The 14652-nt window shown below is 73.3% G+C and carries 15 protein-coding genes, 1 tRNA gene and 1 pseudogene; 2 read left to right on the plus strand and 15 right to left on the minus strand.

From position 1 onward, the window contains the following. The 8 genes and pseudogenes from LPU61_RS29525 to LPU61_RS29560 form a co-directional block, all read right to left on the minus strand. The coding region (locus LPU61_RS29525; protein WP_229406796.1) for a phosphoadenosine phosphosulfate reductase family protein at nt 1-293 on the minus strand (293 nt) is incomplete at its 3' end. A gap of 78 nt (nt 294-371) precedes the next feature. After that, the gene (locus LPU61_RS29530; protein WP_229406836.1) at nt 372-1190 is read right to left on the minus strand and encodes an inositol monophosphatase family protein; all 819 of its coding nucleotides are present in this window, start codon (nt 1188-1190) and stop codon (nt 372-374) included. A gap of 154 nt (nt 1191-1344) precedes the next feature. Beyond that, complete coding sequence (pth, locus tag LPU61_RS29535) at nt 1345-1935, minus strand: aminoacyl-tRNA hydrolase (protein ID WP_043961800.1); 591 nt, start codon at nt 1933-1935, stop codon at nt 1345-1347. Nucleotides 1936-2049: 114 nt separating this feature from the next. Next, on the minus strand, nt 2050-2742 hold the full coding sequence (locus LPU61_RS29540) for a 50S ribosomal protein L25/general stress protein Ctc (RefSeq protein ID WP_043961799.1): 693 nt from the start codon (nt 2740-2742) through the stop codon (nt 2050-2052). A 298-nt stretch (nt 2743-3040) separates the two neighbouring features. Further along, nucleotides 3041-4021: a ribose-phosphate diphosphokinase gene (locus LPU61_RS29545; RefSeq protein WP_043961798.1), complete on the minus strand. Its 981-nt coding sequence runs from the start codon at nt 4019-4021 to the stop codon at nt 3041-3043. A gap of 64 nt (nt 4022-4085) precedes the next feature. Further along, nucleotides 4086-5557: pseudogene (glmU, locus tag LPU61_RS29550) on the minus strand (bifunctional UDP-N-acetylglucosamine diphosphorylase/glucosamine-1-phosphate N-acetyltransferase GlmU); the annotation flags it as partial. A 170-nt stretch (nt 5558-5727) separates the two neighbouring features. Beyond that, nucleotides 5728-5799, minus strand: a tRNA-Gln gene (locus LPU61_RS29555). 29 nt (nt 5800-5828) lie between these two features. After that, nucleotides 5829-6722 (minus strand): helix-turn-helix domain-containing protein, encoded by an 894-nt coding sequence (locus tag LPU61_RS29560; RefSeq protein WP_229406797.1) that lies wholly within the window; start codon nt 6720-6722, stop codon nt 5829-5831. Nucleotides 6723-6826: 104 nt separating this feature from the next. On the opposite strand from LPU61_RS29560, the gene LPU61_RS29565 reads away from it, so the two are divergent. Together LPU61_RS29565 and LPU61_RS29570 are read left to right on the plus strand one after the other, a co-directional pair. Then, the gene (locus tag LPU61_RS29565; RefSeq protein ID WP_229406798.1) at nt 6827-7801 is read left to right on the plus strand and encodes an acyl-CoA desaturase; all 975 of its coding nucleotides are present in this window, start codon (nt 6827-6829) and stop codon (nt 7799-7801) included. Between the two features lie 122 nt (nt 7802-7923). Further along, nucleotides 7924-8616, plus strand: a complete 693-nt coding sequence (locus LPU61_RS29570; protein ID WP_043963936.1) for a TetR/AcrR family transcriptional regulator — start codon at nt 7924-7926, stop codon at nt 8614-8616. Between the two features lie 30 nt (nt 8617-8646). Here LPU61_RS29570 and LPU61_RS29575 read toward each other — a convergent pair whose 3' ends face one another. The 7 genes from LPU61_RS29575 to LPU61_RS29600 form a co-directional block, all read right to left on the minus strand. Then, the gene (locus LPU61_RS29575) at nt 8647-9117 is read right to left on the minus strand and encodes a DUF4383 domain-containing protein (protein ID WP_043961795.1); all 471 of its coding nucleotides are present in this window, start codon (nt 9115-9117) and stop codon (nt 8647-8649) included. Between the two features lie 118 nt (nt 9118-9235). After that, complete coding sequence (locus LPU61_RS29580; RefSeq protein WP_043961794.1) at nt 9236-9691, minus strand: DUF4383 domain-containing protein; 456 nt, start codon at nt 9689-9691, stop codon at nt 9236-9238. A 95-nt stretch (nt 9692-9786) separates the two neighbouring features. Then, nucleotides 9787-11598, minus strand: coding sequence for an ABC-F family ATP-binding cassette domain-containing protein (locus tag LPU61_RS29585; protein WP_229406799.1), 1812 nt, complete (start codon nt 11596-11598; stop codon nt 9787-9789). Between the two features lie 118 nt (nt 11599-11716). Further along, nucleotides 11717-12673: a 4-(cytidine 5'-diphospho)-2-C-methyl-D-erythritol kinase gene (locus LPU61_RS29590; RefSeq protein WP_043961792.1), complete on the minus strand. Its 957-nt coding sequence runs from the start codon at nt 12671-12673 to the stop codon at nt 11717-11719. Then, nucleotides 12670-12798, minus strand: coding sequence for a hypothetical protein (locus LPU61_RS31535; protein ID WP_255378720.1), 129 nt, complete (start codon nt 12796-12798; stop codon nt 12670-12672). The genes LPU61_RS29590 and LPU61_RS31535 overlap by 4 nt, the downstream gene beginning before the upstream one ends. 9 nt (nt 12799-12807) lie before the next feature. Continuing rightward, nucleotides 12808-13680: a 16S rRNA (adenine(1518)-N(6)/adenine(1519)-N(6))-dimethyltransferase RsmA gene (gene rsmA / locus LPU61_RS29595; protein ID WP_144420283.1), complete on the minus strand. Its 873-nt coding sequence runs from the start codon at nt 13678-13680 to the stop codon at nt 12808-12810. Continuing rightward, nucleotides 13677-14591, minus strand: a complete 915-nt coding sequence (locus LPU61_RS29600) for a TatD family hydrolase (RefSeq protein ID WP_077936060.1) — start codon at nt 14589-14591, stop codon at nt 13677-13679. The genes rsmA and LPU61_RS29600 overlap by 4 nt, the downstream gene beginning before the upstream one ends. Nucleotides 14592-14652: the final 61 nt, after the last annotated feature.

Below are 14652 nucleotides of genomic sequence, written 5' to 3' on the forward strand. Positions count from 1 at the left end.
GCCTCCGGCACCGACGCCACGATCAACTGCAACCCCAACTCCGACACCCGACGATCCCGATACTCCAACACCTCGGGAAAGTTGTGCCCCGTATCCACATGCATCACCGGAAACGGCACACTCGCCGGCGCAAACGCCTTCTGCGCCAACCGCAACATCACGATCGAATCCTTACCACCCGAGAAGAGCAGCACCGGCCGCTCCATCTCCGCAACCACCTCACGCATCACGAAGATGCTCTCCGCCTCCAGGGCATCGAGGTGGGAGACCTGGTACGTAGCGGGGGCGGTCATGACCCGGCCTCGATCCGCTCGGCTGCGCTCATGGATTCCAGACCTTTCCGGTCGGACACGTGAAGAAGACTGCTCAGGCTACCCGGAATGCCTCTGCAGCGCTGCAAGCAACCGGCTGGCGAGATCCTTGCGGCAGACCAGCAGATCCGGCAGGCGCGGGTCGGCCTCGTTGTATTTCAGCGCAGAACCGTCGATCCGGGAAGCATGCAGGCCGGTGGCCGTCGCCACAGCCACCGGAGCGGCCGAGTCCCACTCGTACTGGCCGCCCGCGTGGACGTACGCGTCGACCTCACCCGTCACCACAGCGGCGATCTTCGCCCCCGCCGAGCCCATCGGCACCAGATGAGCGCCCACATCGTCCGCCAGATCGGTCAGGAAAACCGGCGGACGGCTACGACTGGCCGCCAACCGGATGGTCCTTCCGCCGCCCAAGGTCGCCGCCTCCAGGGTCATCGGCGGGTACGCCGGCGGATGGTCCGTGCCCAGCACCCGGTGCTGCGCCGGCAACCCCACCGCCCCCGCCACCAGGCGGTGCGGCGTCGACGCGTTCCGCGCCCACAACGCCACGTGCACCGCCCAGTCCGAACGGCCCTCCTCGGAGAACTCCCGGGTCCCGTCCAACGGGTCGACGATCCACACCCGGTCGGCGGTCAGCCGGGACACCGCCCCGGCGCTCACCTCCGCCGCCCACGCCAGCCGCGACCCCTCGTCCTCCTCCGAGAGCACCGCGTCCCCCGGCCGCCACTTCGCCAGCTCGGTGCGGATCAGGTCGTGCGAGACCTTGTCCCCGGCCGACCGCAACGCCCCCGGGTCGGCGAACCCCAGATCGGCCCGCACGCCCAGCAGCGCCTGCCCGGCCTGGGCCGCCAACCACCGGGCGAACGCGCCGTCGATCATCGGAGGACTGCCCACCACTCACTCCCGTCGCCTCGCCGCGACCCACCTCGCCGGCCACGGCCACCTGCCGGCCACGCCCACCTGCCGGCCGTGGTCCGCCGGAAAGGCGCAGACTACCGGCCGTACGACCGCCAGCCGCGCCGCCCCGCCCGGCTCAGGCCCCGTGATAGAGGTTCTGGGTCGGCTCCACACCCCGGGTGACCACCGACTCGACCACGTCCGCCGCCCGGTCCACCAGGAACTCCAGCTCCTTGCGCTCCGCCGCCGAGAAGTCCGACAGCACGTAGTCGGCCGGGTCCTGCCGCCCCGGCGGCCGGCCGATGCCGAACCGCACCCGCACGTACTCCTTCGTCCCCAGCGACTTCGACATCGAACGCAGCCCGTTGTGCCCGCCCTCGCCACCGCCGCACTTCACCCGCACCTGGCCGTAGCCGATGTCCAGCTCGTCGTGGACCGCGATCACCCGCCCCGGCGGCACCTTGTGGAACTGCGCCAACCCGGCCACCGGCCCCCCGGAGAGGTTCATGTACGTCAGCGGCTTCATCAGCACCAGCTTCGGCCCGCCCAACCCGAGCCGGCCCTCGGCCACCTCGGCCACCGCCCGCCGGTGCCGACCGAACTTCCCGCCCACTCGGGCGGCCAGCAGCTCGGCCACCATGAAGCCCACGTTGTGCCGGTTACCCGCGTACTCCCGGCCCGGGTTGCCCAGGCCGACCACCAGCCACGGCCCCGACTCGTCCGTCACGCCACACCCCTCCCGCTCGCCCGCCGCACCCGGCGGCCGGCCCAGACCCGGTCCCGACACGACGACAGGCGCCCCCGGGGTCGGGGGCGCCTGTCGCACGGAAAGACTGACCGGTCAGGCCTCGGTCTTCGCCTCGGCCGGGGCCTCCTCGCCCTCGGCGGCCGGGGCCTCGGCACCCTCGGCGGCCTCCTCGCCAGCCTCGGCCTCGGCCTCCTCGGCGGGGGCCTCGACCTCGGGCAGCGTGGCCTCCAGCTGCTCGGCGGTCGGGGCGGCCGTCACGGCGGCGACCGGCAGCTCCGGGTCGGCGGCCAGCTCGACGCCCGACGGCAGCTCCACGTCGGCGGCGGTGACCTGCGTGCCGGCCTCCAGGCCCTCGATCGACGCCTCCAGGTGGTCCGGCACCTTGGTGGCGTCGGCGGTCACCGAGAGGGTGTCGTGGTCGTGCACGATCAGGGTGTCCTTCGCGGCCTCGCCGGTCAGCTGGACCGGGACCTCGACGGTGACCTTCTCGCCGCGACGGACCAGCAGCAGGTCGACGTGCTCGAAGGTGTCCTTGATCGGGTCACGCTGGATCGCCTTCGGCAGCGCCAGCACCTGGGTGCCGTCGCTGACCTCGATCGCGAACAGCTGGTTGGCGCCGCCCTTACGGATCGCGGCGGCGAACTCACGCGCGGGCAGCGCGATGTGCTTCGGCTTCTCGGCGTGGCCGTACAGCACGGCGGGCACCATGCCGGCCCGGCGGGTACGACGGGCACCACCCTTGCCGAACTCGGTACGGGGCTCGGCGCTGATCTTTACCTCGGACACGGGGAAACTCCTGATGCTTTTCGCTGCGGCGGCTTGTCGTCTTGCGGTGCTGGGGCGAGGGGCTCGCTGGGGCTCATGCGTCATGAACGACTGCCCGGAGCACCGCGTCGATCACGGTGCCTCCGTGCGGTGCTTTTCAGCGGCCCGCCGGGCACCCTCGCCGTGGCAACCGCAACAGTCTACCCGAGCTGAATACGCGCCCGACGGCAGTCCCCGCCCCGCACGCTGTCAGGAGCGAAAACGCCCAACACCGCCGTGCGCCGGCCGCCGCGACGACGGCCGGCGCACGACGATCACCTCAGCTCAGGCCACCGAAGAGGGTCGTCACCGAGCCGTCGTCGAAGACCTCCCGGATCGCCCGGGCCAGCAGCGGCGCGATCGACAGCACCGTGATCTTGTCGAGCTGCTTCTCCGGCGGCAACGGCAGCGTGTTCGTCACCACGACCTCGGTGATCGGGCTGTTCTTCAGCCGCTCGGTCGCCGGATCCGACAGCAACGCGTGGGTCGACGCCACCACGATCTCCGCCGCGCCCGACTCCCGCAGGATGTCGGCGGCCTTGGTGATCGTCCCACCGGTGTCGATCATGTCGTCGACGATCAGGCACACCCGACCCTCGACCTCACCGACCACCCGGTTCGCCACCACCTGGTTCGGCTTCAACGGATCCCGCGTCTTGTGGATGAACGCCAGCGGGCAACCGCCCAGCCGGTCGGTCCACCGCTCCGCCACCCGCACCCGGCCCGAGTCCGGCGCCACCACCGTCATCGGCCGCCCGGCGAACTTGCGCTCCACGTACTCGGCCAGCACGTCCATCGCGAACAGGTGGTCGACCGGGCCGTCGAAGAAGCCCTGGATCTGCGCGGTGTGCAGGTCCACCGTGAGGATGCGGTTCGCCCCCGCCGTCTTCAGCAGGTCCGCCACCAGCCGCGCCGAGATCGGCTCCCGGCCGCGGTGCTTCTTGTCCTGCCGCGAGTACGGGTAGAACGGCAGGACCACGGTGATCCGCTTGGCCGAGCCACGCTTCAGCGCATCGACCATGATCAGGGTCTCCATGACCCAGGTGTTGACCCCGTGCGTCACGGACTGCACCACGAAGGCGTCCGAACCACGCACCGAGTCCTTGAAGCGCACGAAGATCTCGCCGTTGGCGAACTCGTACGCGTCGGCGGGCGTCGGCGCGACGCCGAGGACCTCACCGATCTCCCTGGCCAAGTCCGGGAAACCACGTCCGGAGAAGAGCATCAGGCTCTTGCGGTTTTCGGCGACGATGCTGCCCATGGGCCCGTCTGCTCCCGTTGGTCGGTTTGCCCGGCTGCGGTGTGGGGCCGGGGACTATTCGGTTTGCAGTATCTCCCCCGCCTGACGGCCCCCGAACCGCCTCGGCGCCCTCGTGGATTGCCTCACCTTCCCTTGCGCCCACTATGCCCCAGGCGCATCCTCCGCCGCAGCCCGCAAAGCCCGCTCCGCAGCCTCCGCCGACGCCGTGCCGGCCCGCCTCCGGGCCACCCATCCCTCGATGCTGCGCTGCGGCGCGCGGGTCACCCCGAGCGCCCCCGGCGGCACGTCCTGGCTGATCGCGCTGCCCGCCGCGACGTACGCGCCCGGCCCCACCTCCACCGGGGCGATCAGGCTGGTGTCGCAGCCGATGAAGGCCGCCTCCCCCACCGTCGTGCGGTGCTTGTTCACCCCGTCGTAGTTCACGAAGATCGTCGCCGCGCCGATGTTGGCCCGGGCCCCGATCGTCGCGTCACCCACGTACGACAGGTGCGGCACCTTCGCGCCCGCCCCGACCTCGGAGTTCTTCACCTCGACGAACGTGCCGACCTTGGCCTTCTCGGCCAACCGCGCCGCCGGCCGCAGGTACGCGTACGGCCCGACGCTGGCCCCCGCGCCGACCTCGGCGTCGACGGCGTGGCTGCGCAGCACCGTCGCCCCCGGCCCGACCACCGTGTCGATCAGCGTCACGTCCGGGCCCACCACCGCCTCCGCGCCCACCACGGTCCGGCCGCGCAGCTGCGTGTTCTGGTCGATCACCGCGTCCCGGTCCACCGCGACCGTCACGTCGATCCAGGTCGTCGCCGGGTCCAGGATGCTCACCCCGGTGCGCATCCACGCCTCGTTGACGCGGTCGCGCAGCAGCCGGCGCAGCGCCGCCAGCTCGACCCGGTCGTTGCAGCCCAGCGTCTCCACGTGGTCGGTGGCCACGTGCACCCCGACCGGCTCGCCGATGGAGACCAGCAGGGCGAAGACGTCCGTCAGGTACTCCTCGCCCTGGTCGTTGTCGGTGGAGAGCTTGCCCAGCGCGTCCCGCAACCGCACCGCGTCGAACGCGTAGCTGCCGGCGTTGATCTCCCGCAGCGCCCGCTGCTCGGCGGTGGCGTCGCGCTCCTCGACGATCTGCCGCAGCCGGCCCGCCTCGTCCCGGACGATCCGCCCGAGCCCGGTGGGGTCGGGCACCTCGGCGGCGAGCACGGTCGCCGCCGCACCGGCCGCCTCGTGCGCGTCGACCAGCGCGGCGACCGTCTCGGGGCGCAGCAGCGGCACGTCTCCGTTGATCACGACCACGGTCCCCGCGGCGTCGGCGACGGCGTCGAGCGCGATCCGGACCGCGTGGCCGGTGCCGCGCTGCTCGGCCTGGAGCACCGGTACGGCCTCCGGGGCGACCTCGGCCAGGTGCGCCCGGACCCGGTCCGCCCCGTGGCCGACCACGACGACGGTCCGGTCCGCGCGCAGGGGCCCGGTGGCGGTGAGCACGTGGCCGAGCAGGGTCCGGCCGAGCAGGGGATGCAGCACCTTGGGCAGCGCCGACTTCATCCGCTTGCCCTCCCCGGCGGCGAGCACGACGACGGTGCGGAGGTGGGGCTGGGACACGACGTGGCTCCCGTCGGGACGGCGACAGTCTCGCGGCCATGCTAACCACGCAAGGGCGGCGATCCGCATCCGCCTGACGAAAGCCGGCATTCCTCCAGCACGGAGAACGCGAGCTGGGGTGCCTGGATTCGAACCAGGAGCTCAAGGCTCCAAAGGCCTGCGGGTTGCCGTTACCCCACACCCCATCGCCCGCCCAGCCTAGCGGTACGTCGATCTAGTCGGGTGTACCGCCTGCCGTCCGGAACAGCTCGGCGATCATACCCTCGATCCGCCAGTAGAGCTCGCGACTGCGCGGCACGGTGATCACTAGGCAGCCTCGGTAGTCGTCGCCCGTGTTGCGGCGGACGGTGGTCGGATTGTGGCGCTTCAGCACCGACCGGCTGAACCGACCCACCGGCAGGCCCAGCCGGTCCGCCCACCATCGGACCGCCGCGTCCGCATCGGCCGACTCGTGGATGCTGACCCGGTAGTCGGGCACCTCCCGAGCGACCCCGCACTCGTCGAGAAAGCGGAGGAACAACGCCAGCAGGCCCGGGTCACTGTTGATGAACTGAAGGCGGTCCTGCGCCCGCCACGGCTTGGACTTGGCACCCTCGCACCAGTAGATGGCCGCACCGAGGAGCAGACAGTCACGCCGGTCGAGGGAACCGACCACCCGCGCGGCGGCGACCATCGTCTCCGCCCGGGCGCACTCGCGGGCCCGCCGGTGCTCCGCCCACCGGGCTTCGGTCATCCGTTGCGAGTGGGCCCGGCGGCGCTGCGCGGTCGCGTCGTCCGGGTCGAGCGGCAGGTGCTTCACCCACTCGTACGCCGTCGACTTCGCCACCCCGAGCTGCCGCGCGATGTCGTTCACCGACTGCCCCCGGGCTCGCAGTTGCGTCGCCTCGGCCCGGAGGGCGTCCTTGGCGTTGGGCCGGCGGGTCCGCTCCGGGGCGGGCACCCCGCGCAGCAGTTCCTGGACCCGGTTGCGGCCGAGGCCGGTGCGGGCCCGGATCTCGCGCACGCTGAGCTGCTCGACGGTGCGCAGTCGGCGAACCTCTGCCGCCCGGGAGTCGTCCAAGAGCTGGAAGGCGTCCACGAACAGCAGATTAGTGCGGACGTACGACACGCAACGCATCCACGCCGGGAACTGTCCGGTGCTTTTCCCGACGCCCTAAGTTACGGTGACGTAGGCGTAACTTCGTGATCTCTGCAATCCCGCTGCGAGGTGCCATGTCGACCGCTCTGACCGAGTCCCACCCCACCGGTCCGAAGCCGCTGACCCAGGGCCCGCAGTCGCGGGGCATCCTGGTCGCCCTGTGGGCGTTCGTGGTCGTCCCGTTCCTGGCCCTGGTCGCCGCGGTGCCGGTCGCCTGGGGCGGCTGGCTGGGCTGGACCGACGTGGCGGTGGCCGCGTTCTGGTACGTCGTCTCGGGGCTGGGCATCACGGTCGGCTACCACCGCTACTTCACCCACGGCTCCTTCAGGGCGCGGCCGTGGCTGCGGGTGGCGCTGGCGGTCGCGGGTTCCCTCGCGGTGCAGGGCGAGATCATCCAGTGGGTCGCCGACCACCGCCGGCACCACGCGTTCTCCGACCTCGACGGCGACCCGCACTCGCCGTGGCGGTTCGGCCAGAGTGTCCGGGGGCTGGTGAAGGGGCTGTTCCACGCGCACGTCGGCTGGCTGTTCGGCCGGGAACTGTCCAACCGGGAGCGGTTCGCCCCGGACCTGCTCGCCGACCGCGCGACGCGGAGGGTGGACCGGCTCTTCCCGGTGCTGGTGGTGGTGACGGTGCTCGGCCCGGCGCTGATGGGCGGCCTGCTCACCTGGTCGTGGCGGGGCGCCCTGACGGCGCTGTTCTGGGGTGGGCTGGTGCGGATCTCGCTGCTGCACCACGTGACCTGGTCGATCAACTCGGTCTGCCACGTCTACGGCGATCGGCCGTTCGCGATGCGCCAGGGCGACCGGGCGACCAACTTCTGGCCGCTGGCGATCCTGTCGTTCGGCGAGAGCTGGCACAACCTGCACCATGCCGAGCCGACGAGCGCCCGGCACGGCGTGCTGCGCGGGCAGGTCGACATCTCGGCCCGGGTGATCTGGCTGTTGGAGCGGACCGGGGCCGCGTGGGCGGTGCGCTGGCCGAAGCCGGAGCGCATCGCGGCCAAGCTGGCCCACCCGGAGCCGCCGCGGCGGGGTCGGCTGCGGTAAACGGGTCGGTCGGGCCGGCCGCCACCTGGCAGGATGGCCGGATGACCGACGACGGCGGCGCGACCAACGACGGCGGCAGCATCCCACGACAGGGCGTCACGGCGCGCCGGCGAGGTGACGGCATGGCAGATGGTCCGGTCGGCGGAGGCGGGGCAGGCGGCGGGCGGCGGCGCGCGGTGCCGGCGGCGGGTAAGCCGCCGTCGCGGGTGCGGATGTCGGCGGCCCAGCGGCGCGAGCAGTTGATCTCGATCGGTCGGCAGTTGTTCGCCGAGCGGGGCTTCGACGCGACCTCGATCGAGGAGGTGGCGGCCCGGGCGAAGGTCTCCAAGCCGGTGGTCTACGAGCACTTCGGCGGCAAGGAGGGGCTCTACGCGGTGGTGGTGGACCGGGAGGTCCGGGCCCTGCTGGACCGGATCACCGCGGCGTTGACCGCCGGTCACCCCCGGGAGTTGCTGGAGCAGGCGGCGCTGACCCTGCTGGGTTACATCGAGGAGGAGACCAGCGGGTTCCGGGTGCTGGTCCGGGAGTCGCCGCTGATGTCGGCGACGGGCAACTTCAGCAGCGTGATGAACGACGTCGCGCACCAGGTCGAGCACATCCTCGGGGCCGAGTTCAAGACCCGGGGGTACGACCCGAAGCTGGCCGAGCTCTACTCGCAGGCGCTGGTGGGGATGGTGGCGTTGACGGGGCGCTGGTGGCTGGAGGTGCGCAAGCCGCGTAAGGAGACGGTGGCGGCGCACCTGGTCAACCTGGCCTGGAACGGGTTGTCGCACCTGGAGGCGAAGCCGACGCTGATCACGCCCCGGGGCCGCTGACGGCGCGGTCGGTCGGCGGCGGGTCGGCGGTCAGCGGCTGCCGGGGACGGGGTCGCGGCGACGCCGGTCCTCGGCCTCGGCGTGGTCGGCCGGGCCGACCTTGTCGTAGAGGCCGGTGGCGAGCAGCACCAGCCCGAACAGCAGCGACACGATGACGGTGGACATCGAGAAGTTGAGGAAGTTCGCGGGGGTCTGCAGGACGGCCATCATCAGGGTGCCGGTGACGAGGAAGACCGCGCCGGCGGTGAGGTTCATGTAGTGGCCGAGGTTGGTGCGCCGGGACGCCCCGATCAGCAGCACGATGCCGAAGGCCACCGAGACGAGCGAGAACGCCAGGTTGGTGCGGAGCCCGAGGGCCCAGTGGCTGCCCCGGTCGAAGAGACCTTCGCCCCAGGTCTCGGCGGTGCCCCAGACGCCGAAGAGCAGGATGTAGAGCCCGACGAGCCCGGCGAGGACGCGGTAGAGCGGCCGGGCCGGGTGGTTGACCGGAAAGTGCGCCATGACCCCTCCGTCCGATTGACACCAGTCGGAAGGATTGTCACCCCGCCGGCCGTCGGACGTGGGCCGAACCGCCGCAGCGGGGGGCGGCGCGTGCCGACCCCCCGCTGCGGTGTGCGGGCTACAGGACGAGCCGGGCCTTCTGCCAGGCCTCGTTCTCCTCGTCCGTGCCGACCTTGCCGTACATGCCGGCCATCAGCAGGACCATGGAGAGGGTCAGCACCACGATGTCGGTGGTGATGGTGAAGTTGAAGATGTTGGCGTCGGTCTGGAGGAAGGCCAGCTCGGCGAGGCCGAGGACCATGAGGGCGTACGCCAGCCACTGGTTGATCGCGACGTCGAGGTTGCGGCCGATCACGGTGCCGGCGAGGATCGCGATGCCGAGCACGATGCTCAGCAGCGAGAAGCCGAGGTTGGTGCCCTGCCCGAGCACCGTGGTGTCGTCCTGGGCGAGGAAGTCGTTGCCGGCGCTGGCGACGAGGCCGAGCACGCCGAAGACCAGGAAGTACAGACCAACGAGCCCGCCGATCGCCCGGTAGATCGGCCGCGCGGGGTGGTTGACGGGGGTGTGGGCCATGTCTGAGTCTCCAAGACCGTGCGGGTGAGGGGTCGCCTGCGATTGTCCCGCACGGCGGGCTGTGACGCCGCACACCCCCCGCCCGGTTGCCCTGGTCAGCTGCCGGGCACCTGCTCGGCGAGGGCCAGCCAGCTCTCCTCGACCTGCTCCCGCTCGGCCCGGACGTCCTTGAGCTGGGCGTCCAGCTCGGCGACCCGGGCGTAGTCGGTGGCGTTGGCGGCGAGCTGGTCGAGGAGGGTGACCTCCCGCTGCTCCAGCTTGGCGATCTGCCGTTCGAGGCGGGTGAGTTCCTTCTTGGCCTGCCGGGCCTCGGCGGCGGACATGCCGCCCGTGGCGGCGGCGGGCGTGCCGTCGGCGGTGGGCCCGGTGGGGGCGGCCGGGGCGGCGGGCTGCCGGTCGGCGGCGCGGGCCAGGTACTCGTCGACGCCGCCGGGCAGGTGCACGAGGCGGCCGTCGCCGAACATCCCGTACGCGACGTCGGTGACCCGTTCGATGAGGTACCGGTCGTGGCTGGCCACGATGATCGTGCCGGGCCAGGAGTCGAGGAGGTCCTCCAGCGCGGCGAGGGTGTCGGTGTCCAGGTCGTTGGTGGGCTCGTCGAACAGCAGCACGTTGGGCTCGGCGGCGAGCAGCCGGAGCATCTGCAGGCGGCGGCGTTCCCCGCCGGAGAGGTCGCCGACGGGCGTCCAGAGCCGGCGGTCGTCGAAGCCGAAGACCTCGGCGAGCTGGGCGGCGGAGACCTCCCGGTCGCCGAGCTGTACCCGGCGGGCGACCTCCTCGACGGCTTCGAGGACGCGCAGGTGGCCGGGGAGTTCGGCCAGCTCCTGGGAGAGGAAGGCCGGCTTGACCGTGGAGCCGGTGTGGAAGCGTCCGCCGTCGGGGCGGGTGATGCCCGCGAGCAGCCGCAGCAGGGTGGTCTTGCCGGCGCCGTTGCGGCCGAGGATGGCGATCCGGTCGCCGGGGCCGACCTGCCAGGTGGTGTCGTGCAGGATCTCCTTGGGGCCGGCGTGCAGCCGGACGTGCTCCAGGTCGTACACCTGCTTGCCGAGCCGGGCGGTGGCGAGCCGTTGCAGCGACATGGTGTCGCGCGGCGGTGGCACGTCGTCGATGAGCGCGTTGGCGGCGTCGATGCGGAACTTCGGCTTGGAGGTGCGGGCGGGCGGGCCGCGCCGCAGCCAGGCGATCTCCTTGCGGAGGAGGTTCTGCCGGCGGGCCTCGGTGGCGGCGGCGACGCGTTCCCGTTCGGCTCGGGCGAGGGTCCAGGCGGCGAAGCCGCCCTCGTAGGCCCGGACGGTCTGGTCGGCGACCTCCCAGGTGGTGGTGCAGACGGCGTCGAGGAACCACCGGTCGTGGGTGACCACGACGAGCGCGCCGCGCCGGCCGACGAGGTGCTTCGCGAGCCAGTCGACGCCGCCGACGTCGAGGTGGTTGGTGGGCTCGTCGAGGATGAGCAGGTCGGACTCGCGGACCAGCAGGGCGGCCAGGGCGACGCGGCGGCGCTCGCCGCCGGACATGGGCCCGACGGGCTGGTCGAGGCCGAGGTGGGGCATGCCGAGGCCGTCGAGGATGGCGCGGACGCCGGCGTCGCCGGCCCACTCGTGCTCGGCGCCCATGCTCTGGCCGAGCCAGGCGGTGCCGAGCACCACGTCCCGGACGGTGGCCTCGGGGGTGAGGGCGAGGGCCTGCGGCAGCCACAGCACGCGCAGGTCGCGGCGGTGGGTGACGCGCCCGTCGTCGGGGTCCTCCTGCTTGGTGAGCATCCGCAGCAGGGTGGACTTGCCGGCGCCGTTGAGGCCGACGACGCCGATCCGGTCGGCGTCGTCGAGGCCGAGCGAGACGTCGGTGAGCAGCGGCCCGGCGGCGCCGTACCCCTTGGACACCCGGTCCAGGTTGACGATGTTGGCCACTACCTCACCTTCCATGATCAAGGCGTCCCGGTGCCGGCGGGCACCTGGGGACGCCTGGCCTTCAAGGGTACGCGGACGCCCCGACCCGCCCCGGAGGGCGGGTGCGGGTGCGGGTGGGTCAGCCGATCCGGGCGCCGGCCACCGGGCCGTGTGCGGTGCGCGCCTCGCGGCACACCCCGGCCGCCTCCAGCTCGGCGGCGATCCGCTCGGCGTCGGCGGCGTCGGCGGCAAGGAAGACGCAGGTGGGCCCGGAGCCGGAGACGATGCCGGCGAGCGCCCCGGCGGCCTCGCCGGCCTTGAGGGTGGCGGCCAGCGACGGGCGCATGGCCAGCGCGGCGGCCTGGAGGTCGTTGCCGAGGGTGGCGGCGAGCACCCGGGGGTCGCGTTGGCGCAGCGCGGCGAGGAGCCCGTCGGTGCTGCCCAGCGGCGGTCCGGCGGCACCGGCGGCGCGGAGCCGGTCGAGTTCGGCGTACGCGGCGGGGGTGGAGAGGCCGCCGTCGGCGATGGCGACCACCCAGTGCCAGGAGGTGGGGCGGGCCAGCACGGGGCTGACGGCCTCGCCCCGGCCGGTGCCCAGCGCGGTGCCGCCGTGGATCAGGAACGGCACGTCGGAGCCGAGGTCGGCGGCGATCCCGGCCAGCTCGTCGCGGGACAGGCCGGTGCCCCAGAGCGCGTCGCAGGCGACGAGGGCCGCCGCCGCGTCGGCGCTGCCGCCGGCCAGGCCCCCGGCGAGCGGGATCTGCTTGCGCAGGTGCAGCCGGGCGTGCGGCATGACGCCCGCGTAGCCGGCGAGGGCGTGGGCGGCCCGGATCACCAGGTTGGTGTCGTCGAGGGCCAGCTCGCCGGTGCCCTCCCCCTCCATGGTCAGGGTGAGCGTGTCGCCGCGGCGGGCGGTCAGCTCGTCGTGGATGGAGATGGCGTGGTAGACCGTGTTCAGCTCGTGGTAGCCGTCGCGGCGCAGCGGGCCCACCCCGAGGTGCAGGTTGACCTTGGCGGGGACCCGCACCCGGACGGGGCCGGCGGCCCCGCGTCGCTGCTGGTCGTCATCGTCGTCCGGTCGCCAGGCCTCGGTCACGGGACGATGCCCCGCAGGCGCAGGCGGATGTCGAACGGCTCGGTCACGATCAGCTCCTCGGCGGGGTCGGTGGCCGGCGCGGACCGGCCGTCAACCAGGTCGTACGCGTTGCGGGGTCCGGGCACCGCGCCAGCCTACTGCGCGGCCGGCGTGCCGGTCGGAGCCGACGCGGCGACGGCGGCGAACTGCTCGACGGTGAGTGACTCCCCGCGTGCGCCGGGGTCCACCCCGGCGGCGGTGAGGGCGGCGGCGGCCCGGTCGGGGCCGCCGGCCCACCCGGCGAGGGCGGCCCGCAGGGTCTTGCGGCGCTGGGCGAACGCGGCGTCGACGACGGCGAAGACCCGTTCCCGGGGCACCTCGGGGCGGGGCGGCTCGCGGCGGGTGAAGGCGACCAGTCCGGAGTCGACGTTGGGCACCGGCCAGAACACGTTGGGCGGGACCCGGCCGGCGGCGCGGGCGTGCGCGTGCCAGGCGAGCTTGACCGACGGGATGCCGTACACCTTGGAGCCGGGGCCGGCGACGAGCCGGTCGGCGACCTCCTTCTGCACCATCACCAGGCCGTGGCGGAGGCTGGGCAGCGCGGCGAGCAGGTGCAGCACCACGGGCACGGCCACGTTGTACGGCAGGTTCGCCACGAGGGCGGTCGGCGCGGGGTCGGCCAGTTCGGCGGCGGTGACGCGCAGCGCGTCGGCGCGGTGCACGGTGAGCCGGTCGGCGTACGGGCCGGCGTGGTGGGCGGCGGTCTGCGGCAGCGCGGCGGCCAGCGTCGGGTCGATCTCGACGGCGTGGGTGTGCGCGGCGACGGGGAGCAGTGCGAGGGTGAGCGAGCCGAGGCCGGGGCCCACCTCCAGGGCGACGTCGTCGGCGGTGAGCGCGGCGGCGGCGACGATGCGGCGCACGGTGTTGGGGTCGTGCACGAAGTTCTGGCCGAGCTTCTTGGTGGGGCTGACGCCGAGTCGGGCGGCGAGGTCCCGGATCTCCGCCGGGCCGAGCAGGTTGGGGGTCACCACGGGCCGAAGGCGCGTTCGCCGTTGGCCGACAGGGCGGCGCAGAGCGCGTCGAGGTCCGCGCCGGTGGTCGCGGCCAGCGCGCGGACGGTGAGCGGGATCAGGTACGACGCGTTGGGCCGCCCCCGGTGTGGGGTGGGGGTGAGGTAGGGGGCGTCGGTCTCCACGAGGAGCTGGTCGAGCGGGGTGAGCGCGGCGGCCTCGCGCAGCGCGGTGGCGCTGGCGAAGGTGACGGTGCCGGCGAAGCTGAGCAGGTAGCCCCGGCGGACGCACTCGCGGGCGAAGTCGGCGTCGCCGGAGAAGCAGTGCAGGACGACGGTGTCCGGGGCGCCCTCGTCGTCGAGGACGCGCAGCACGTCGGCGTGGGCGTCCCGGTCGTGGATGACGAGGGCCTTGCCGTGCCGCTTGGCGATGCCGATGTGGGCGCGGAAGCTCTCCTCCTGCGCGGCGCGGCCCTCGTCGCCGGTGCGGAAGAAGTCCATTCCGGTCTCGCCGATGCCGCGCACCCGGTCGCGGGCGGCGAGGGCCTCGATGGCGCGCAGCGCCTCGTCGAGGTCGGCGAGGCGGGGCGCCTCGTTGGGGTGCAGCGCGACGGTGGCGAGCACCGCCGGGTAGCGGTCGGCGGCGTCGGCGCTCCACGCCGAGGACGCGACGTCGACGCCGACCTGGACGAGCCGGTCCACGCCGGCCTCGGCGGCCACCGCGACGGCCGCGGCGACCGGGTCGTCGGCGGTGGCGTTGCCGCCCGCCCCGCCGGCCGGGACGCCGGCCTCGGTGACGGTGATGTCCAGGTGGGTGTGGCTGTCCGGCACGGGGCCGGGCAGCGGCTCGGGCGCGGGCGGGAACTCGCCGGCCCGGCGGGCGGCCCGCTGCCGGCGGGGTTCGGTCGACTCGGTCATCGCCGCCAGCATCACACACCGCCGGTCGGCCCGGTCCGCCACCCGGCCTCTTCCCGGTGTCCCGGCGGTGGGG

Origin of the sequence: Micromonospora sp. NBRC 110038 (genome assembly GCF_020884815.1) — a bacterium.
In the GTDB taxonomy this organism is placed as follows: Bacteria; Actinomycetota; Actinomycetes; order Mycobacteriales; family Micromonosporaceae; genus Micromonospora; species Micromonospora haikouensis.